An 18198-nucleotide genomic window follows, 5' to 3' on the forward strand; every position below is an offset into this window, starting at 1 on the left:
CACGAAAAAATCATCCGTCGCAATTCGCCGACAGCAGCGCGAGCGTGCGTTGGAAACCCTGGTACTGCGCCATGCTGGACGGGTGCCGGATCTCGGCGGCGTCGGGCATGATGCCGGCGAAGCCCGCTTCCGGATCGGCGACGAAGGGGCGTGGACCGACATGGGCGCCCATCCGGTTGGTGACGTCGACCTCGCCGCAGATGGCGTCCGCCTTGCCCCGGCGCAGCCGGCCGTAGCGCGCCTCGGCCGGGCTCCTGACTCCCCTGCCCACCAGCGTCATCACGGACACCGATATCTCCGCCCCGATCATGGCGTCGGACCCGTCGATGACGGTCTGCGCCGTGGCGGGTGCGGCGGCGAGAAGGGCGACGGAGAGGCAGACGGCGCGCATCACGAGGCCTTCGCCACCACTTCGATGTCCCGGTCCATCCCGCTCTCCACCTTGAACTCCCGCGTGAAGACCTGGCCGTCGTGGCGCGCGATGAGGACGTAGTCGCCCTCGGCCAGGGTCACCTGTGGAAAGGCACCGATGGCCTCGCGGATCGTGTCGCCGCCCGGCGTCAGCACGCTGAAGGCGGTGCCGGCGAAGGCCTCGGCGCCGGGGGCGGCCACGAGCTTGAGGGTGACGGTGGCGGCCCGGTGGTTGAGGGTGGCGTCGGTGACCTTGCCGTTCTCCACCTTGAGGTCGGCGCGCTGGATCGCGTTCGATTCCCCGTAATTCGAGACCACATGGTAGGTCCCCTCCGGTAGGCGGATCAGCTCGCCCGCCTTGACGCCGCTGCGCACGAGGCGCCCTTCCGAATTGGTGCCGATGGGCACGAAGACCGAGAAGGTGAGGTCGGCGGGGGTGATCTTCATGTCGCCGATGGCACCCGAGAGCTTGAGCGCACCCGCGGTGATCGTCAGGCGGTCGCTGAGTGCCGCGCCCGCCATGGTGATGCGCTTCGAGGCGCTGGCGAAGCCGTAGGTGACGGTGGCGACATAGGCGCCGGGCGCCAGGGTGAAGCTCGGATCCGCCGCCTCTGAGCGCGCGACGATGTTCGGCCGCACCCCGTCGGACCGGTCTTCGTAGATGCGCCAGGCGAGGCCGGAGCGCACCGGCTGGTTGCTGCCCGCGAACAGGGCGGTGAGAGAGAGCGACGCCTCGCCCTCGACGGGGGGGCTCGGCAATTGCGGCCCCGTGATCGAGGGGGAGGGCAGGGCCTGGCCGTTGCGGCCGCCGAACGGGCCGCGCTCCTGCGCCTGCGCCGGCAGCGCCGCCATCGCCATGGCTCCCGTCACCGCGAGCGCGCGCATTACCGGTCCCATCCGCTGTCTCCTTCCTGGGTCCACCCTGCACGGGTCCGCCATGCATGTCGGCGATTGCCAAGCTGCGGGCCGCACGGCATGTTTTCGCGTGTCGGCCATCCCCGTGCCGAATGCGACATCCCGCTTTGGATCCGGACCGTGGCGGCTCCAAGGCCGAAGCTCCCTCATCGATAGTTGAAGCGTTTCGCCTCGGAGCGGCCGCCCGGCGGTGCCCTCCACGTCCCTCACTCGCGCCGAACAGGTTCCATGGACACCACACCCGACATGTCGCGGAACGACACAATCGATCTCCTGCGCGTCCGCCGCTCCGTTCCGCCGGTCAATCTCGACGGGCCGGGTCCGAGCGCCGGGGAGCTCGATGCGATCCTCACCATCGCCTCGCGCGTGCCCGACCACGGCAAGCTCAACCCCTGGCGCTTCCTGGTGATCGAGGGCGACGCCCGCCTGCGCGTGGGCGACACCATCGGGGAGGCCTATGCCGCCGATCATCCCGAGGCCGATGCCAAGCGCCTCGACCTGGAGCGCCACCGCCTCGCCCACGCCCCGCTGGTGGTCGCCGTGGTCTCCAGTGCTGCCCCCCACGTCAAGATCCCGGAATGGGAGCAGGTGCTGTCGGCGGGCGCCGTCTGCATGAACCTCGTCGTCGCGGCCAATGCCGCGGGCTTCGCCACCGCCTGGCTGACCGAGTGGTTCGCCTACGACCGCCGCATCCTCGACGCGCTCGGTCTCGACCCGCGCGAGAAACTGGCCGGCTTCATTCATGTCGGTCGTGCCCGCGATGTCCCGAGCGACCGCCCGAGACCCGTCCTGTCCGACATCGTCACACGAGTCTGAGCGGCGCCATGCATTACGATTCCGAGAACCGCACCCTCCCGCACAACCCGCTGAAGGCCCTCGTCGCGCCCCGGCCCATCGGCTGGATCAGCGCGATGAACAAGCAGGGCCAGATCAACCTCTCCCCCTATTCCTACTTCAACGCCGTCGCCACTGGCCCCGACATGGTGATGTTCTCGTCCTCAGGCCGCAAGGACGCGATGACCTTCGCGGAGGAGGGCGGGGAGTTCGTCTGCAACTTCGCCACCTACGGGCTGCGCGAGGCCATGAATGCCACCTCGGCTCCCCTCGCCCGGGGCGACAGCGAGTTCGTTGCGGCCGGTCTGACGCCGGTGCCGTCGCGCAAGGTGCGCCCGCCGCGGGTGGCCGAATCCCCCGCGGCCCTGGAATGCCGGTGGCTCCAGACCGTGCCGCTGACGCCTCTCGACGGCAGTGAGGCCAGTCACTTCTTGGTGATCGGCCAAGTCGTGTCGATCTATGTCGACGATGCCTTCGTCAAGGATGGCCGGGTCGATACCGGCGCGATGCACCCGCTCCTGCGCGGTGGCTATTTCGACTATTTCAGCGTCACCGACGAGGCACGTTTCGAGTTGAAGCGCCCTCCCGGGGCGGGTCAGTAGCCTCGTCTCGGCATCGTCCAGCGATCGACGCAAGCTCAGGTATGAAGCAGGGCGGCCGGGGAGTGCGCCGTGCCAAAAAGGGAACCAAGACGAGGCTCCACAGCTTAATGGCCCGAACCGTCGTTTGACGGCTCCTTTCTGCGAACCGCCAGAGGGGGCGATCGCAAAGGTCTGAGTATCATGATCGTTAAGTTCACTGCACCGCTCCTCATCGTCGCCGGTCTTGCGACTCCCGCTCTTGCACAATCGACGAACCGCCCGCCGACCATGCTGATCCATGGCAATTACTGCGGGCCCGGCAACAACGCCCCACTTCCGCCCATCGACGCCCTCGACGCGGCCTGCGCCCGGCACGATGCCTGCACGCCGGATGGCGGTCTACCGACCAAGGCCTGCAACCTGCGCCTCCAGCGCGAGGCAGCCCTGGTCTCGCGCGATGCGCGCCAGCCGGACGATCTCCGTTCGCTCGCCGGCCTGATCTCGGTGAGTGCCTCGATGATGCTGGCCGATCGGTCCCCGCGCCCGGCCGCCGCCACCGCCGTCAGCCACGACCTCGCCGCGCCGGTGACGCAGTGGTCGCCCGCCTCCATGGGGGCACCGGCCCTGCCGGCCGACCAGGATGGCGACGACGCCGAGTAGGCCGGCCCCGCACGGCCGAGAATCGTCTCCCCCGTGCGCTTCCGTGGCCGCGCGCGACGGACAGAAACCGGAGCCTGCGCGAGAGGACACAGCGTCTTCGGCCCATGGCGCTCTGGGCGGTTGTCGCGCAGCGCCGTGCAGCCCGTCTCAACCGCTCGGACCAGCGGCGCTGGCCATCGTGACGATGAGGGCCTGATCCGGGTCGAGGACGAGCTTTCCCGCGAATCCATCGCGGCATGCCTCCTCGATCTCTCCAGCGAGGTCGCCGCCCGGTTCGCAGGCGGCATCGATGGCATCCACGCCTGCCGCCGCGGCGGCGAGGCGGACCAGTGCGCGCGTCTCGGCGAGGGGCGGAATCAGTGCGCCGTCCCGGGCCCGGAAGGTGGATGCCCCGATATCGGTCCTCAAGGCACGGGCATCCCAGGCGATGCCGTCGAGGCGGTCGCTCGATCCCGCGAGGGTCTGCAGAGCGAGTGCCCCCCGCGCCATCGCGACGAGGGCCAGGATGCGCGTTGCCCCATCGCGAAGATCCTGCATCGCCTCCTCGACAGCGAGCCGTGCGGCAAGCTCCATGACGTCGCGTGCACCCTCGCATCGGGGCAGGACGATGCCGTGCGGCGCGGCCGCCATCATCGCCGGGAGATCACGTTCCGGATCGTGCGAGCGGAGGTAGAGCAGGGGGGCGCCTTCCCTTCGCTCGGAGGGGAGAACTGGCGATGCGAGGCCCGCCACATCCACGATGAGCGCATGCGCGCCGCTCGTCATCGCCGCCGCGATGGCCTGCGCATCTCCGGAAACGGTCAGGAATGCGCGCATGCCGACCCCTTCGGTCGTCCGATGCGGCAGGACGGAACTCCGCAGCCTCTCATGTCACCTCACCCCGGTCCCGGCCCATTCTCTCGGCGAGGAAATCCACCAGGACACGGATGCGGGCGGGCATGGCAGGGCCGCCGACGAACACCGCATGGATCGCCTCGCGGTCCTGGGGATTGTACGCCTCCAGAAGCGGCACGAGGCGGCCCGCTGCGAGATCCTCCGAGATATGGAAGGTGCCGACGCGGGTGAGGCCGATACCCTGCAGGGCGAGTTGCACCAGGGTCTCGCCGTTGTTTGTCGCGACGTTGCCTCGCACCGCGAGGAGGTGGTCGCGCCCCTCCTCACGGAACGGCCAGCCCGGCTCGATCCGGCGGAAGTTGAAGTCGAGGCAGTTGTGGCCGGCCAGATCCGCCGGAACCCGAGGCGTGCCGGCGCGGGCGAGATAGGCGGGCGAGGCCACGACCATCCGCCCGGTCTCGCCAAGGCGCCGGGCGGTGAGGGGGCTGTCGGCCAGCGGCCCGAACCGGATCGCGAGATCGGCCCGCCCGCCGATCACGTCCGCGACCTCGTCGCTGAGGTCGATCTCCACCACGATCCCCGGATGGCGGGCGACGAAATCGCCGATGAGGGGAACCACCACCCGCCGGCCATGGGCCATCGAGGCGCTGACGCGGACCCGGCCGCGCGGGCTGCCCTGATCGGCGATCTGCGCTTCGGTCTCGTCGAGATCGGCCAGGATGCGCCGCGCCGCCCGTCCGTAGGTCTCGCCCTCGGCGGTGAGGCGCAGGGAGCGCGTGGTGCGCACGAGGAGGCGGACGCCGAGCCGGGCTTCGATCCGCGCCACAACCCGGCTCACCGCCGAGGGCGTCAGGCCGAACCGGCGCGCGGCGGCCGACAGGCTGCCCTCCTGGGCGACGGCGAGGAAGACGGCCATGTCACCGGCCCGGTCGACCCTGTCGCGCAGCATTGATGCCTCCGACGCACGGATGTTGGTCCCGTCAGGGTACTACCAGGGAGATGCGGCCTCCGCCATGTGCTGGTCTGGAACAGACGGAAAGCACTCATCATGAGACTCAACCTTCCCCTGCTGGCGCTGTCGGCCGGTGCCTTCGGCATCGGCGTCACCGAGTTCACGCCGATGGGCATGCTGCCCTTGATCGCCAACGACCTGCAGGTCTCGATCCCGGCAGCGGGCCTCGTCGTCAGCGCCTATGCGATGGGCGTGCTCATCGGCGCGCCGCTGATGACGCTAGCCTTCGCCCGGATGCAGCGCCGCCGCCTGCTGGTGGGGCTGATGGGCATCTTCACCCTCGGCAACCTCCTCTCGGCGATGGCCAACAGCTACGCGATGCTGGTCGTCACCCGTCTCGTCACGTCCCTGAACCATGGCGCGTTCTTCGGGGTCGGCGCGGTGGTGGCGGCGGGAATCGTGCCGCCCGAGCGTCGCGCCGCCGCCGTGGCCGCGATGTTCTCGGGGCTCACCATCGCCACCATCGGCGGCGTGCCGCTGGCGGCCTGGATCGGGGAGATGCTCGGCTGGCGTGCGGCCTTCTGGGGCATCGCGGCAATAGGCGCCGTGGCCATGCTGTCGCTGCGCCTGGCCCTGCCGCCCCTCGAGGCCGAGGCCGGCGGCGACATGCGGGCCGAACTTCGCGTCCTCATGCGCGGGCCGGTGCTCGCCGCCCTCGCCCTCACCGTGCTCGGGTCGAGCGCGATGTTCACGGTGTTCACCTACATCGTACCGATCCTGCGGATCGAGACCGGGGCTGCGACGCCGTTCGTGACGGCGATGCTGGTTCTCTACGGAATCGGACTCACCGTGGGCAACTGGGCCGGCGGGCGCTTCGCCGACCGCTCGGTGGACGGTACGCTCTTCGCCTCCCTCGGTGGGCTCGTCGCTGTGCTGGCCCTGTTCGCCTGGGGCGTGCGCTGGGAGGTTCCGGCCGCCATCCTGATCTTCCTCTGGGGCGTCGCCAGCTTCGCCCTGGTGCCGCCCCTGCAGATGCGGGTGATGGAGCAGGCGCAAGGGGCGCCCAACCTGGCCTCGGCCATGAACATCGGTGCGTTCAACTTCGGCAACGCCATCGGTGCCGCCGTCGGCGGGGGGGTGATCGATGCGGGCCTCGGCTATCCGGCCGTCCCCCTCGCCGGGGCTGCCATGGCCGGCGCCGGCCTCGCGATGTTGGTGGCCTTGCGCCGGGGGCGGCGCGGGGTGGCGGACCCTGTAGCGTCCTGAACTTCTACCGGGCCTCGATGAGTTCGACCCATCGAGGCCCGCCCGCCGGGTCTCAGGGAGCCTGATCATGTCAGTCTCACTGAGACTTGGAATCATGCAGGTTCGGGACGGCGTCGGCGGCGCATCCTTCAATCTTTATTTACCATGATCGGAACAGATTGAGGCTCAGGCCGACAGCGTCAGGTCCGCCTCCAGCCGGACGGCCATGTTCCTCTTCACCACGCCCCCCGCCAGCACGCGCGAGACCGGCCTCGGCCGGGACGCGGGCACGCGGGGTGGGGCGACCACGGGGACGTCCGCCGGATCGGCTTCGGCGGGCGTGGTCGACGCGATCCGCAGCGGCGCGCGCAGCACCGGCACCGAGTTCGACTACCTTCTCGCTACGGCCAAGCGCGAATCCTCCCTCGACCCCTCGGCCAAGGCCGCCACGTCCTCGGCCACCGGCCTGTTCCAGTTCATCGAGCAGACCTGGCTCGGGACGATGAAGAATGCGGGGCCCAAGCTCGGCCTCTCGGCCTATGCCGACGCCATCACCGCCAGACCCGACGGCACCTACACGGTGCAGGACGCCTCCACCCGCCAGACCATCCTCGATCTCCGCCGTGACCCGGCGGTGGCCGCCACCATGGCCGGCGCCCTGACCCAGCGCAACGGCGAGGCGCTCACCGCCGCCCTCGGGCGCGAGCCCACCGGCGGCGACCTCTACGCCGCCCATGTCCTTGGGGCGCGGGGGGCGGCGACCCTGATCGGCACCGCCCAGGCGAGCCCGGCGCGCGCCGCCGCCCTCGACATGCCGGAGGCGGCCGCCGCCAACCGGAGCCTGTTCTACGACAAGACTGGACGACCCCGCGGCGCCGCCGAACTCTACGCACTCCTGTCTGCCAGCCAATCCGCCTCGCGGCCCGCCCCCACGGCCCTGACGGGCGCCGCCGTCGAGCCGGCCTCCACGACCGATCCCGTCTCCGCCTATGCGGCCATCGACGGCGGCGGCCTGCGGGCGCTGTTCCAGACCGACAAGCGCCAGGGGGCGATGTCCGAGGGCGTCGCCCGCCTGTGGCAGGGCAGGGCCACGTCGCCGCCGGCCTCCTCGCCGCAGCCGATCCGCAGCGCGCCCACCTATTTCCCGCGCTCGGACGGGACGGGCGAGACGGCGTCGGTCACCGCCGCCATCCTCACGGAGCCTGCGAAGGTCGCCGCGACGGCACCGCCCGTCGCCGCCATGGTCACCGCCCTCGTCGGCGCGCCGCTGCCGCCGCGCCGGCCCGCCGAACTCACCGCCGCCGCTACGCGGCAGGCCGGCTCCTTCGCGTCCAAACCTCTCGATCTCTCACTCTTCACGACCCGGAGCGGTCAATGATCATCCGCCAATTCCTGTCCTGGACCCGTGACGCCTCCATCGACCGCCGCGCGGAGGCCGCGGCGGCGCTGACCCGGGCCTATCTCTATGGCGGTCTCGATGCCGGGGCGGCGCGCGAGGCGCGCTCGGCGATCCTGGCGCTCCTCGACGACCCGGCCCCCGCCGTGCGCCGTGCCCTGGCGCAGGCCTGCGCCGGTTGCGCCACCGCGCCCCGGCCGCTGGTCGTGGCCCTGGCCGGTGACCAGCCCGACATCGCCGCCCTGGTCCTGCGGCGCTCGTCCGTCCTCACCGATGCGGATCTCGTCGACGGCATCGCCGTCGGATGCGAGACCACCCGCACCGCCATCGCCGGCCGGCTCGGCCTCTCCCATGCAGTGTCCGGGGCCATGGCCGAGATCGGCGGTGTCCCCTCTCTCACCGCCCTGGTGCGCAACCGGGGCGCCCGCATCACCACCGGCAGCCTGCTGCGCATGGTGGAGCGGCACGGCGACGATGCCGGCCTGCGGGATGCGCTGACGACACGGGCCGACCTGCCCCTCGAGGTGCGGCAGGCCGTCACCGCCCGTGTGGCGGCATCCCTCTCGGCCTTCGCCATCGCCTCGGGCTGGCTCACCCCGGCGCGCGGCGAGCGGGCGAGCCGCGAGGCCCTGGAGCGCGGCACCCTGGAGGTGAGCGCCAATGCGGCCGGGGCGGACCTCGCCCGTCTCGTGAGCCATCTCCGCATCCGGGGCCAGCTCAATGCCGGCCTGATCCTGCGGGCGATCCTGTCGGGTCGCATGGCCTTCGCGGAGGCGGCTCTGTCCGATCTCACCGGCCTGAAGGCAGAGCGCGTGGCCGGGCTGATGCTTGACCCCTCCGCCTCGGGCTTCGCTGCCCTTCATCGCCGTGCCGGATTGCCAGCCGTCCTGCTGCCCGCCTTCGCGGCCGCGCTCTCGGCCTGGCGCGAGGCCGGTCTCCAGGCCGATCCCAGTAACGCCACCCTGTCGCGCCGGATGATCGAGCGTGCGCTCACCGCTTGCGAGACCATGCCGCTCGCCGAGGCGCAGAGCGTCATGGCCCTCCTCGCCCGCTACGAGGCCGAGGCCGCTCGCGAGGAGGCTCGAATCGCCGCCAAGGCCATGGAGGAGAAGGCGAGGCGGGAGACCCGGACGCGGATGCAGATCCTCGACGCGGAATGGCGCCTGGCGCAGCAGCTCGTCTCCCAGCGGCCGGACCGGCCGGCGGTACCCGCCATCGAGTTCGTCCCGATTCAGCCCGCCGCCGCCAAGGGAGGGGAATCGGTCGAATCCGTGCTCGATTCCCTGTCCGACGGGCTCAGGGCGAGTGTTCGCGAGGCGAGGGCGCAGGTCCGCCCGCTCGCCGCCGCGCCCATCGACCTGACCGGCCACGACCTCGTGACGATCGACGTGCAGCCCATCGTCGTATCCCAGCCGGAATTCGGCGCCGTGCCCGACCCGGTGCGGATCGATGCCGGCGTGTCGCCGACCCACGAGGCCGATGCGATCCTGGACGCGATCCCCGGCGCCCTCATCGCCAGCTACCGCGCCGATCGCGACCGCATGCGCCTCGCAGCCTGACCCGACGGGGTGCGACCGGTCTCCGCCGGCCGTCGCCCCTTCACCCTCATCCGGCTATGAGGGCGGCATGACAGGCACCGACACCAGAACCGTTCTTACCGGTCTCGCTCCCGTGGCCGCCCTGGTGGGGTCGATCCTCTCCCTCGTCATCGGCACCTCCTTCGCCAAGCAGCTGTTCCCGGTCATCGGCGCGGAGGGCACCTCGGCCTACCGCGTCACCCTGGCGGCGCTGCTGCTGCTCGCCGTGTGGCGCCCCTGGCGCCGGACCCTCGGCCGGCGGGATGCCGGCGTGGTGGTGCTCTACGGGCTCGTGCTCGGCGGCATGAACCTGCTGTTCTATCTCTCCCTGCGCACGATCCCGCTGGGGCTCGCCATCGCCATCGAGTTCGTCGGGCCGCTCACCGTGGCGGTAGCCTCGTCGCGGCGCGCCGTCGACCTCGTCTGGGTGGCGCTCGCCCTGCTGGGGCTGTGCCTGCTGCTGCCCCTGGATCGGGCGAGCGCCGGCCTCGATCCCGTCGGCGTCGCCTGTGCGCTCGGCGCCGCCCTATGCTGGGCGCTCTACATCCTCGTCGGCCAGAGAGCGGGGCACCTGCCCGGCGGGCAGGCGGTGGCCCTCGGCATGAGCGTGGCGGCCCTGGTGATCCTGCCCTTCGGCATCGCGCAGGCGGGCATGGCGCTGCTCTCGCCCTCCCTCGTCATGGCCGGCCTCGCCGTGGCGATCCTGTCGAGCGCGATCCCCTATTCCCTGGAGATGGTGGCCCTGCGGGGTCTGCCGCGCCAGACCTTCGGCATCCTGCTGAGCCTCGAGCCGGTCTGCGGCGCGCTCGCCGGCTTCCTCATCCTCGGGGAACGCCTGACCCCCCTGCAGGGCGCTGCCATCGCCTGCATCATGGCGGCCTCGGTGGGCAGCACGGTCGGTGCGTATCGGGCGAAACGAGTGGATCTGCGTCAAGCTGGATGAGCGAGGAAAATATAGCCCCTACAGTCTGTTGCAGGTGTCCGTTCTTGCAGTCGATGAGGATCTGCGCCGCTGACGCGACACGTCTTGCGCCGACGCTCCAGGCGCCCGGAAAAGGTGCCGGCACTGACGGGGTCCGAAAAAGCTGAGCCCCTTCCCCGGACGGGTGGAGCGCCGGCGGAACCCGATCCGGGGCCCGGCGCGAGACGTCGCGCAGCGTCAAATCAGCCGAACTGTTCGCGCAGAATCCGCTCGTCGAGGCTGTGGCCGGGATCGTGGAGGAGGGTCAGGTCGGTCTTGAGATCGAGCCAGGTCTCCACGGTGCAGACCCGGCGGAATTCGGTGTGGTCGGCCACCGCCGCCACCGGGCGATGCGCCGCGTCGAGCACCTCCACCTGGATGCGGGCGTGATCGGGCAGCAGGGCGCCGTGCCAGCGCCGGGGGCGGAAGGCCGAGATCGGGGTCAGCGCCAAGAGCCGCGAATTCAGGGGCAGGATCGGGCCGCCCACCGAGAGGTTGTAGGCGGTGGAGCCGGCGGGCGTCGCGCAGAGCACGCCGTCGGCGATGAGCTCGGGCAGGCGCACATGCCCGTCCACCGAGATCTTCAGCTTGGCGGTCTGGTGCGTCTGGCGCAGCATGTAGACTTCGTTGATGGCGCGCGCCGTGTGCCGGCGCCCCTCCACATCCACCGCCTCCATCATGAGCGGGTGGATGGTGCTGCGCTTGGTGCTCTCCAGCCGTTCGAGGAGGTTGTCCTCGCGGTACTCGTTCATCAGGAAGCCGACGGTGCCGCGATTCATGCCGTAGATCGGCGTGCCGGCCAGCATGAAGCGGTGGAGCGCCTGCAGCATCAGCCCGTCGCCGCCGAGCGCCACGATCACGTCGGCCTCCTCGGGGGCGACGCTGTCGTAGCGCCGCATCAGCGTGTCCGCCGCGCTCCTCGCATCGGCGGTGGGGCTCGCGATGAAGGCGATCCTCTGGAAGCGCCGCGCCATGGATGATCGTCCGCTCGTGTTGACGCCGGGCTTCGCCGCGCGCCTCATTCCCCTCGGAACAGGCCGCTGACCCGGAGACCCATAGCATGGAGCGTCCGCTTCTCGTCTACACCACCTTTCCCGATGCCGAGACGGCCCTCGCCATCGGCGAGGAGCTGGTGCGCGCGCGGCTCGCCGCCTGCGTCAACGTCCTGCCGGGAATGCGGTCGGTCTATGCCTGGAAGGGGGCGGTGGAGCGGGGCGAGGAGGTCGTTGCCATCCTCAAGACGCGGGAGGGGCTCGCCGATTCCCTCGCCGTCGCGCTCAAGCAGCGCCATCCCTACGAGACGCCGATCATCCTGCGCTTGGCCACGAGCGGGGCCGATGCCGACACTGCCTCGTGGATTCTGGCCGAGACCGGCGGCTGAGGCGCGTCCGATCGCCATCCCGCCGGACCGTGAAAACCCCGCCGCGGCGGGGCCTGGCGGGGAGAATCCGTGGGGGAGGGGCCGATCGACCGGTCTCGGCTCAGGCGGCCAGACGGTAGGATGCCTGGGCGTTGTCGTTGATGGCGACGAACATGCCGGCGGAGGTGGTGCCGGTGACCAGCGGGGCGGATTCGGCGTGGTCCGTGAGCAGGGCCAAAGCAGGGCCGACGGCGACGGCGGCGAGGCCGAGGATGAACAGAGCGATCATGGAACAAGCCTCTCTTGCAGCTGCAATGAAGCCTGTATCGCACTGCACCATAAGGCTTGGTATATTACATTTCGTATGACGGCTATGTTTTCGGCGCGGAGCTGCTGGGTCGTCCCGGCGGGAGACGCGTACATCGCCGGCACCCCGCCTTGCCCACCGCCGTGAGGGGGGCTTCAGCGATGGTTTCCGCCGGACATGCCGGGCATCAGCGGCAATGTGTGATGCCCGTCGCCGAAGATGATGATGGATAGGGTCAGGCCCAGGGCCGCGACATACAGCACCGCGAAGAGGTCGCGGTTGGCGCCCGCCGTGGCGAGCACGAGGGCCGCGAAGGGGATGCTCTGGAGGGCGAGGATGGCGGCGATGTTCATCTCGGGCACTCCGGCGGTCGCCGAGCAGGGTCGGACATGACGGCGCGTGGCAACACGGGACGGGCGGAGATGGCGCTCCTCGAACGGGGCGCGCGATAAAAAGAAGTGGCGTAGACCCGGCGGTCATCGCTGGCCGGCACGCAGGCGGGGCGGGATGCCATGTCCGTGGAGAGGCGGCCCGCTCCGGGGTCGGTCGCTGAAGGGCCGATTGGCCGGTCCTTCAGCCGAACCGGGCTCGCCCCGCCGGTCGGGCGGGGCGAGCGGTCGATCAGGCGTGGGCCAGGGCGCCGGCCGGAGTGACCGAGCCGTTGGCGACGTGGTGGCGCTTGAGCATCGGGCGGAGGACGGCCACGGCCAGGAACGCGGCGAAGAGATCCATGATCGCCACCGTATACAGCACCGTCGCCCAGGTGCCCGTGGCCTGCATCAGGATGTTGCCGAGCGGGACGAACAGGGCGGCGAAACCCTTGGCGCAGTAGAGAACGCCGTAGATCTTGCCGATGTGCTTGGAGCCGAACGTGTCGGCGGCCGTGGCGCTGAACAGCGAGTAGACCTCGCCCCAGGCTAGGAACACGATGCCGGACAGGATCACGAAGGCCCAGGGGTTCGAGCCGAAGTAACCGAGAGCGACGATGCCGATGCCCTCCATGGTGAAGGCGATGAACATCGTCTTCTCACGCCCGATCCGGTCGGAGATGTAGCCGAAGAGCGGCCGCGAGATGCCGTTCATGATCCGGTCGAGCATCAGCGCGAAGGGCAGGGCCGCCATGGCGAAGAAGTACAGGTTGACCTGGAACTCCTTCACGCCGAGATCCTGCGCGATGACGCCGAGCTGGGCCACGGCCATCAGGCCGCCGGTGACCGTGCAGGTGAACATGAGCAGCATGACGTAGAAGACCGGCGTGCGCAGGGCTTCCCCGAGGGTGTAGTCGCGCCGGCTCTGCAGGACCTTGGTCGAGAAGATCACCTGGTCCTTGGCCGGGGAGCGCAGGCCGATGGCGGCCAGCATGATGACCGCGCCCTGGATCAGGCCGAAGATGAAGAAGGCCTGGGCGTAGCTGCCGTGCGAGATCATGCTGGCGATCGGCAGGATCGTGAGGGCCGAGCCGGCGCCGTAGCCGCCTGCCGTCAGGCCGACCGCGAGGCCGCGCTTGTCCGGGAACCATTTCAGGGCGTTGTTGATGCAGGTGGCGTAGACGCAACCCACGCCGATGCCGCCGGCCACGGAGCCGAGATAGAAGCCCGTGAGCGAGGTGGCGTAGGAGTTGATGACCCAGGCGAGGCCGGTCATCAGACCGCCGAACATCACGACCCGGCTCGGGCCGTACTTGTCGATGAAGTAGCCTTCAATCGGGGTCAGCCATGTCTGCACCACGACGAAGATCGTGAAGGCCACCTGGATCGCGGCGCGGTCCCAGCCAAAGGTCTTCTGAATTTCCGGGACGAACAGCGTCCAGGCGTACTGAATGTTCGCCGCCGCGACCATACAGGCCACGCCGAGGACGAGTTGGAGCCATCGCTTTGAAGGTTGCGCCGTTATAGGCGCGGTCACGGACGTCGCCATGAGCTTTCTCCCTGATCATGGACATGGATACTTGAGGGCTTGGAGATCGAGGCACCCCAGCGGATCGGCTCCCTCGGCCGCGGCAAGTGATCGTCGGGATCAGAAGTCGTCGGCTGGTATTCAGTATTTGGCATATCAGATGTGCTGGCAAGCACCATAATGCATGCAGAGGCGGAGATTTGTTGGAATCTCGCGAAATCTTGCCCTATAGCGCCCCACGAATGAGCAGGATGTTTCATCCGCCACAGCCGGGGAAATTAATCGGGACGGGCCTGTCCCGGTGGTGACGAGAAGCGGGACCATCGAAGCCATCGCATTCCGAGCTGTTTGACTGGCGCGGGCAGGCTATGATCGGATCCCTATCGGGGTAGACAATGTCGCGCTGCGTAGACCCGAGTATTCGATCTGCATAAATTATAAAACTAAGAGTTTTTGACATTTACGTCAAAAAAAACAAACACTTGGTATACTTCGTTCCACGCTCCAGCGGTCTCCGGTTCGGTCGACGCTTCGTCGTGGTGATGCCGGGCCGACCCTTGCATGGCGGGGAGGGGAATCGTGCGCGCAGCCGCTTACCCGGGAAGGTGGACGGGAGACGACGGCGCTGCTTCGAAACCCGCCCTCGCCTACGCCCCCTTCACCGGATAGCTCCGCCCCTTCCACACCGCCGCTCCGGCGCGCTTGGGGGCCATCAGGACGTTCCACTGGATCGCCAGCGCCACCACCACCCCGAGCGGGTGGAGGAGGATGGTCGCGGCGGGCTCGTGGGTGATGAGGGTGATCGCCGCGCGGGTGGCGAGCGACACGACGAGGGCGGCGAGCGCGACGATCCCGGCCGTGGGTGTCGCGAGGCCGAAGGCGGCGGCGAGCACGAGCAGCAGCGGCAGGACATGGCCCGCGAGGAGCAGCAGCGTCCAGACCGGGAGAGCGCGGGGCGTCGCCATCCCCTCATGAGCATTCTTCGAGAACCCGGCCCAGGATTCGGCGAGGTTGCGGTACATTCGGCAGGTGGCGAGCGCGTGCCCGGCCACGAGGTCGGTGCCATGGCCGGCATGGCGCAGGATCCGGGGCAGGAACACGCCGTCATGCAAGCGCCCGCGGATGGCGCCGTGGCCGCCGGTCTCGCCATAGGCGACGCGATCGACGAGGACGAGCTGGCCGCAGGCGGCGCCCAGCGCCGGGCGGAGCGAGGCGCGCATCATCGGCACGGGTAGGTAGCCGACGAGGAGGAAGTTGATCATCGGCACGGTGAGCCGTTCGCCGAGGCTGCGCATGATCTGGCGCGGCACCGCGCTCACCAGGGCGGCCCCCGTGGCGCGGGCATGGGCGACGAGCCCCGCCGCGGCACTCGGTGCGAGGGTGACGTCCGCGTCGATGAAGAGGAGGTGTCCGCCCCTCGCCTCGGCGGCGAGGGCGGCGCAGGCGTGGTTCTTCCCCGTCCAGCCCTCGGGCAGGGTAGGAACCGGGACGAGCCGGAGCCGTGGGTCGGTCTCCGCCAGGGCGCGGACGAGGCCGGCCGTGGCGTCGGTGGAATGGTCGTCTCCCACCAGCACCTCCACGGCGATGCCGGTGCTCGCCAGCGCGGCCCTGACCGTCTCGACGATGGTGCCTTCCTCGTCGCGGGCGGGGATCAGGATCGAGACCAGCCCGTCCTGCGCCGCCTCGGGCTCCGGCGTGCGCAGGGCGATGAGGTTCGCGCAGGCGAGGATGGCGGGGAGGAGGGCGAAGGCAAGGGCGACGAGCGCCAGGACGAAGGTCACGGGGCTCTGTCTCCCTCGGAGCGGTGGGCCGGGTCGAAGCGGCGACCGGTGAGGACGGACCGCATCCGGCGCCAGCCGTCATAGATGCCGCCGATGCCCTTGCCGCCGGAGGTCAGGATCGTGAAGCGGTCGGGATCGCGGGCGACGATGTCGGCGGAGAGCCGGTCGAGGGTGGCGGTCAGGTCGGCCTCCATCCGCGCCAGCCGCTCCGGGCGGGGCAGTGCGAGGAGATCGGCGCCCTGCACCGGCGTGCCGAAGGCGGCGAAGGCTTCCGCGCCGCGCTCTTCCCAGAAGGCGTATTCCAGCGCCAGGGGCACGAACAGGGCGTCGGGGGCGAGTTCGGGCAGGCGCGCCACGCCGCCGCGCAGGTCCAGCGGCCGGGTGCGGATGTCGGCGAAGCGTCCCTGCGCTGTCACCCAGAGCATCTGCCCCGGTGCCCCCAGGATAGCGCGGGACTGTTTCAGGAACTGCGCCGCGCCGCGGGCCGAGTTCAGATCCACCGGAAATGCGCCGATGCGGGAGAAGACGGCGTATTTCTCCAGCGCCGCCGCGTCGAACGGGGCGTGGCTGGTCCGGTCCGGGAACAGGCGGCCGGCGAGGAGGATCACCACGGCCGCATCCCACCAGGCGGGGTGGTTCAGATAGACGACGATGGGACCGGAATGACTGGCGATCCCCGGGACGCCCCAGCGGGCGAGTCGGAGCGCGTTCATGTGGCGGCGCAGGAACCGGTCGAAGTACCAGACCATGAACCGCCAGATCGGTGGCGAATGGCGCGGCGGGGGGGGAGCCGGCGGGCTCACGCGCTCTGCCGCACCTCGCCGCGGGTGTCTCCGCCCTGCGCATCGGAATCGAGCGCGTCGGCGGCGATCCAGCCCGACATCATCACCATCGGCATGCCGGGCCCGGGATGGGCCGCGCCGCCCGCAAGGTAGAGGCCGCGCACCTGCCGCGAGCGGTTGCCGGGCTTGAACGCCCCCATGAACTTGCCGTGCGAGGCGAGGCCGTAGATCGCCCCGTTGAGCACCTTGTAGCGCTCGTGGATGTCCTGCGGGGTGAGGTGGCGCTCAACGACGATGCGCTCTTCCAGATCCGGCATGTGGCCGGTGCGCTTGAGCTTGTCGAGGATCACCTGCCGGTAGGCCGGAAACATTTTCTTCCAGTCATGATGCGGCCGAAGGTAGGGCGTGTGGACGAGGACATAGAGCGCTTCGCCGCCCTCGGGCGCCACCGACGGGTCGGTTGAAGAGGGCGCGGCGAGATAGGCGGTCGGGTCCGGGGCGGGCTCGCCCTTGCGGTAGATGTAGTCGAACTCCTCCTCGGGATCGCGGGAGAAGACGAAATCGTGGTGGTTCAGGTGCTCGTAGCGCTTGTTCAGCCCGAGATAGAGCACCACGCCCGAACAGGCCGGCTCGAAGCTCTTCTTCTCGTAGGCCTTGCCGACGTCGCCGCCGACGAGTTCGCGGTAGGTGCGCACCGAATCCATGTTGGAGATCACCGCGTCGAACGGGGTGATGCCGGCGGCGGTCTTCACGCCCTTCACCGTGCCCTTCTCGATGGCGAGACCGGTGACCTCGTCGCCCGGCCGCAGGGTGGCGCCGAGTTCGGAGGCGAGCTTCGTCAGCGCCTCGGCCACCGCGCGGGTGCCGCCCATCGGGTACCAGACGCCTTCCGCCGTCTGCATGTGGGCGATGGCGCAGAGCACGGCCGGCGCGCCGTAGGGGGACGAGCCGACATATTGCACGAAATGGTCGAGCATCTGCGCGAGCCGCGCGTCCTTGACCTTCGAGCGGATGGTGCCGGCCACCGACGACCCCATGCGCAGGGACAGCACGTCGCGCAGGGTGCCGGGATTCATGTTGGCGCGGATGTTGATCGTGTCGAACAGGTCTTCCACCGGCTTCCAGAAGAAGAACTTGTTCGAGACGTCGTGCAGGTGCTCGGAGATCTCGAGGAACTTCTTGTAGCCCTCGCCGGCGCCGGTATTGGGCGCGAAACGCTCCATGTCGGCGGCCATGGTGGGCACGTCGGCCATCAGGTCGAGATGGGTGTCGTCGTCGAAGAAGCAGCGCCATTGCGGGTCGAGGCGGCGGAGATCGAGATAGTCGTGGATATTGCGGCCGGCCTCCTGGAAGATGCGCTCCAGCACCTTCGGCACGGTGAGGATGGTCGGGCCCATGTCGAAGCGGAATCCGCCCTCATGCAGCACCGCGGCCTTGCCGCCGAGCCAGTCGTTCTTGTCGTAGAGGGTGACTGTGTGGCCGCGCGCGGCGCTCACGCAGGCCGCCGCGAGGCCGCCCAACCCTGCGCCGACCACGGCGACCGAAGACCCGACCCGCATGTTCATCGTCACTCCCCGGATGCGGACAACGCCGCGCCCTATGACGGGTAAGCTAGACCGGATCGGCCGGGGGTCAACGCGCTAACCGGTCGCGCCGTCTGAGTTCTTCCCTATTCCGGGTCCGAGGTGGATCCCGCAGCCTCACAC

19 protein-coding genes are annotated in these 18198 nt (G+C 69.8%); 8 read left to right on the forward strand and 11 right to left on the reverse strand.

The features are described 5' to 3' along the window. Positions 1-10: 10 nt before the first annotated feature. Together FPV16_RS21500 and FPV16_RS21505 are read right to left on the reverse strand one after the other, a co-directional pair. Complete coding sequence (locus FPV16_RS21500) at positions 11-391, reverse strand: hypothetical protein (RefSeq protein ID WP_227440473.1); 381 nt, start codon at positions 389-391, stop codon at positions 11-13. Beyond that, on the reverse strand, positions 391-1308 hold the full coding sequence (locus FPV16_RS21505; RefSeq protein ID WP_227440474.1) for a hypothetical protein: 918 nt from the start codon (positions 1306-1308) through the stop codon (positions 391-393). The genes FPV16_RS21500 and FPV16_RS21505 overlap by 1 nt, the downstream gene beginning before the upstream one ends. Positions 1309-1554: 246 nt before the next feature. Between FPV16_RS21505 and FPV16_RS21510 the strand changes: the two genes are divergently transcribed. The 3 genes from FPV16_RS21510 (at position 1555) to FPV16_RS21520 (ending at position 3401) form a co-directional block, all read left to right on the forward strand. Next, positions 1555-2142 carry a nitroreductase gene (locus FPV16_RS21510; RefSeq protein ID WP_227440476.1) on the forward strand — a complete coding sequence of 196 codons (588 nt, stop codon included), beginning with the start codon at positions 1555-1557 and terminating at the stop codon, positions 2140-2142. Between the two features lie 8 nt (positions 2143-2150). Further along, positions 2151-2762, forward strand: coding sequence for a flavin reductase family protein (locus FPV16_RS21515; RefSeq protein WP_227440478.1), 612 nt, complete (start codon positions 2151-2153; stop codon positions 2760-2762). A gap of 180 nt (positions 2763-2942) precedes the next feature. Next, entirely contained in the window at positions 2943-3401 is a 459-nt protein-coding gene (locus tag FPV16_RS21520) for a hypothetical protein (RefSeq protein WP_227440480.1), read from the forward strand. 147 nt (positions 3402-3548) lie between these two features. Here FPV16_RS21520 and FPV16_RS21525 read toward each other — a convergent pair whose 3' ends face one another. Together FPV16_RS21525 and FPV16_RS21530 are read right to left on the reverse strand one after the other, a co-directional pair. Next, entirely contained in the window at positions 3549-4217 is a 669-nt protein-coding gene (locus FPV16_RS21525; RefSeq protein ID WP_227440482.1) for an aldolase/citrate lyase family protein, read from the reverse strand. Positions 4218-4266: 49 nt separating this feature from the next. After that, positions 4267-5184: a LysR family transcriptional regulator gene (locus FPV16_RS21530; RefSeq protein ID WP_227440484.1), complete on the reverse strand. Its 918-nt coding sequence runs from the start codon at positions 5182-5184 to the stop codon at positions 4267-4269. A 99-nt stretch (positions 5185-5283) separates the two neighbouring features. Between FPV16_RS21530 and FPV16_RS21535 the strand changes: the two genes are divergently transcribed. From FPV16_RS21535 to FPV16_RS21550, 4 genes are all read left to right on the forward strand, one after another. Continuing rightward, the gene (locus FPV16_RS21535) at positions 5284-6453 is read left to right on the forward strand and encodes an MFS transporter (protein ID WP_227440485.1); all 1170 of its coding nucleotides are present in this window, start codon (positions 5284-5286) and stop codon (positions 6451-6453) included. Between the two features lie 205 nt (positions 6454-6658). Then, positions 6659-7810 carry a lytic transglycosylase domain-containing protein gene (locus FPV16_RS21540; protein ID WP_227440489.1) on the forward strand — a complete coding sequence of 384 codons (1152 nt, stop codon included), beginning with the start codon at positions 6659-6661 and terminating at the stop codon, positions 7808-7810. Next, positions 7807-9387, forward strand: coding sequence for a DUF2336 domain-containing protein (locus FPV16_RS21545; RefSeq protein WP_227440491.1), 1581 nt, complete (start codon positions 7807-7809; stop codon positions 9385-9387). Before FPV16_RS21540 ends, FPV16_RS21545 begins: the two co-directional genes overlap by 4 nt. A 67-nt stretch (positions 9388-9454) precedes the next feature. Then, positions 9455-10348: an EamA family transporter gene (locus FPV16_RS21550; protein ID WP_227440493.1), complete on the forward strand. Its 894-nt coding sequence runs from the start codon at positions 9455-9457 to the stop codon at positions 10346-10348. Positions 10349-10569: 221 nt separating this feature from the next. Here the strand turns inward: FPV16_RS21550 and FPV16_RS21555 are convergent, their stop codons facing one another. Beyond that, complete coding sequence (locus FPV16_RS21555) at positions 10570-11340, reverse strand: NAD kinase (RefSeq protein WP_056164421.1); 771 nt, start codon at positions 11338-11340, stop codon at positions 10570-10572. A gap of 86 nt (positions 11341-11426) precedes the next feature. Here FPV16_RS21555 and cutA point away from each other — a divergent pair, with 86 nt between their 5' ends. Continuing rightward, positions 11427-11747 (forward strand): divalent-cation tolerance protein CutA, encoded by a 321-nt coding sequence (gene cutA / locus FPV16_RS21560; protein WP_227440495.1) that lies wholly within the window; start codon positions 11427-11429, stop codon positions 11745-11747. A 100-nt stretch (positions 11748-11847) separates the two neighbouring features. Here cutA and FPV16_RS21565 read toward each other — a convergent pair whose 3' ends face one another. From FPV16_RS21565 to FPV16_RS21590, 6 genes are all read right to left on the reverse strand, one after another. Next, positions 11848-12015: a hypothetical protein gene (locus FPV16_RS21565; protein ID WP_227440497.1), complete on the reverse strand. Its 168-nt coding sequence runs from the start codon at positions 12013-12015 to the stop codon at positions 11848-11850. A gap of 173 nt (positions 12016-12188) precedes the next feature. Next, complete coding sequence (locus FPV16_RS21570) at positions 12189-12386, reverse strand: hypothetical protein (RefSeq protein WP_027173505.1); 198 nt, start codon at positions 12384-12386, stop codon at positions 12189-12191. Positions 12387-12654: 268 nt separating this feature from the next. Next, the gene (oxlT, locus tag FPV16_RS21575; RefSeq protein ID WP_056149589.1) at positions 12655-13950 is read right to left on the reverse strand and encodes an oxalate/formate MFS antiporter; all 1296 of its coding nucleotides are present in this window, start codon (positions 13948-13950) and stop codon (positions 12655-12657) included. 626 nt (positions 13951-14576) lie between these two features. Then, complete coding sequence (locus FPV16_RS21580; protein WP_227440499.1) at positions 14577-15710, reverse strand: glycosyltransferase; 1134 nt, start codon at positions 15708-15710, stop codon at positions 14577-14579. Continuing rightward, positions 15707-16459, reverse strand: a complete 753-nt coding sequence (locus FPV16_RS21585) for a lysophospholipid acyltransferase family protein (RefSeq protein WP_227440502.1) — start codon at positions 16457-16459, stop codon at positions 15707-15709. The genes FPV16_RS21580 and FPV16_RS21585 overlap by 4 nt, the downstream gene beginning before the upstream one ends. Before the next feature lie 50 nt (positions 16460-16509). Then, positions 16510-18051, reverse strand: coding sequence for a phytoene desaturase family protein (locus FPV16_RS21590; RefSeq protein ID WP_227440503.1), 1542 nt, complete (start codon positions 18049-18051; stop codon positions 16510-16512). Positions 18052-18198: the final 147 nt, after the last annotated feature.

Origin of the sequence: Methylobacterium sp. W2, from assembly GCF_020662345.1 — a bacterium.
Classification (GTDB): Bacteria; Pseudomonadota; Alphaproteobacteria; order Rhizobiales; family Beijerinckiaceae; genus Methylobacterium.

Coding starts and splice junctions, on each gene's coding strand:
- FPV16_RS21500 (WP_227440473.1), bottom strand. CDS start 391: ATGCGCGCCGTCTGCCTCTCCGTCGCCCTTCTCGCCGCCGCACCCGCC.
- FPV16_RS21505 (WP_227440474.1), bottom strand. CDS start 1,308: ATGGGACCGGTAATGCGCGCGCTCGCGGTGACGGGAGCCATGGCGATG.
- FPV16_RS21510 (WP_227440476.1), top strand. CDS start 1,555: ATGGACACCACACCCGACATGTCGCGGAACGACACAATCGATCTCCTG.
- FPV16_RS21515 (WP_227440478.1), top strand. CDS start 2,151: ATGCATTACGATTCCGAGAACCGCACCCTCCCGCACAACCCGCTGAAG.
- FPV16_RS21520 (WP_227440480.1), top strand. CDS start 2,943: ATGATCGTTAAGTTCACTGCACCGCTCCTCATCGTCGCCGGTCTTGCG.
- FPV16_RS21525 (WP_227440482.1), bottom strand. CDS start 4,217: ATGCGCGCATTCCTGACCGTTTCCGGAGATGCGCAGGCCATCGCGGCG.
- FPV16_RS21530 (WP_227440484.1), bottom strand. CDS start 5,184: ATGCTGCGCGACAGGGTCGACCGGGCCGGTGACATGGCCGTCTTCCTC.
- FPV16_RS21535 (WP_227440485.1), top strand. CDS start 5,284: ATGAGACTCAACCTTCCCCTGCTGGCGCTGTCGGCCGGTGCCTTCGGC.
- FPV16_RS21540 (WP_227440489.1), top strand. CDS start 6,659: ATGTTCCTCTTCACCACGCCCCCCGCCAGCACGCGCGAGACCGGCCTC.
- FPV16_RS21545 (WP_227440491.1), top strand. CDS start 7,807: ATGATCATCCGCCAATTCCTGTCCTGGACCCGTGACGCCTCCATCGAC.
- FPV16_RS21550 (WP_227440493.1), top strand. CDS start 9,455: ATGACAGGCACCGACACCAGAACCGTTCTTACCGGTCTCGCTCCCGTG.
- FPV16_RS21555 (WP_056164421.1), bottom strand. CDS start 11,340: ATGGCGCGGCGCTTCCAGAGGATCGCCTTCATCGCGAGCCCCACCGCC.
- cutA (WP_227440495.1), top strand. CDS start 11,427: ATGGAGCGTCCGCTTCTCGTCTACACCACCTTTCCCGATGCCGAGACG.
- FPV16_RS21565 (WP_227440497.1), bottom strand. CDS start 12,015: ATGATCGCTCTGTTCATCCTCGGCCTCGCCGCCGTCGCCGTCGGCCCT.
- FPV16_RS21570 (WP_027173505.1), bottom strand. CDS start 12,386: ATGAACATCGCCGCCATCCTCGCCCTCCAGAGCATCCCCTTCGCGGCC.
- oxlT (WP_056149589.1), bottom strand. CDS start 13,950: ATGGCGACGTCCGTGACCGCGCCTATAACGGCGCAACCTTCAAAGCGA.
- FPV16_RS21585 (WP_227440502.1), bottom strand. CDS start 16,459: ATGGTCTGGTACTTCGACCGGTTCCTGCGCCGCCACATGAACGCGCTC.
- FPV16_RS21590 (WP_227440503.1), bottom strand. CDS start 18,051: ATGCGGGTCGGGTCTTCGGTCGCCGTGGTCGGCGCAGGGTTGGGCGGC.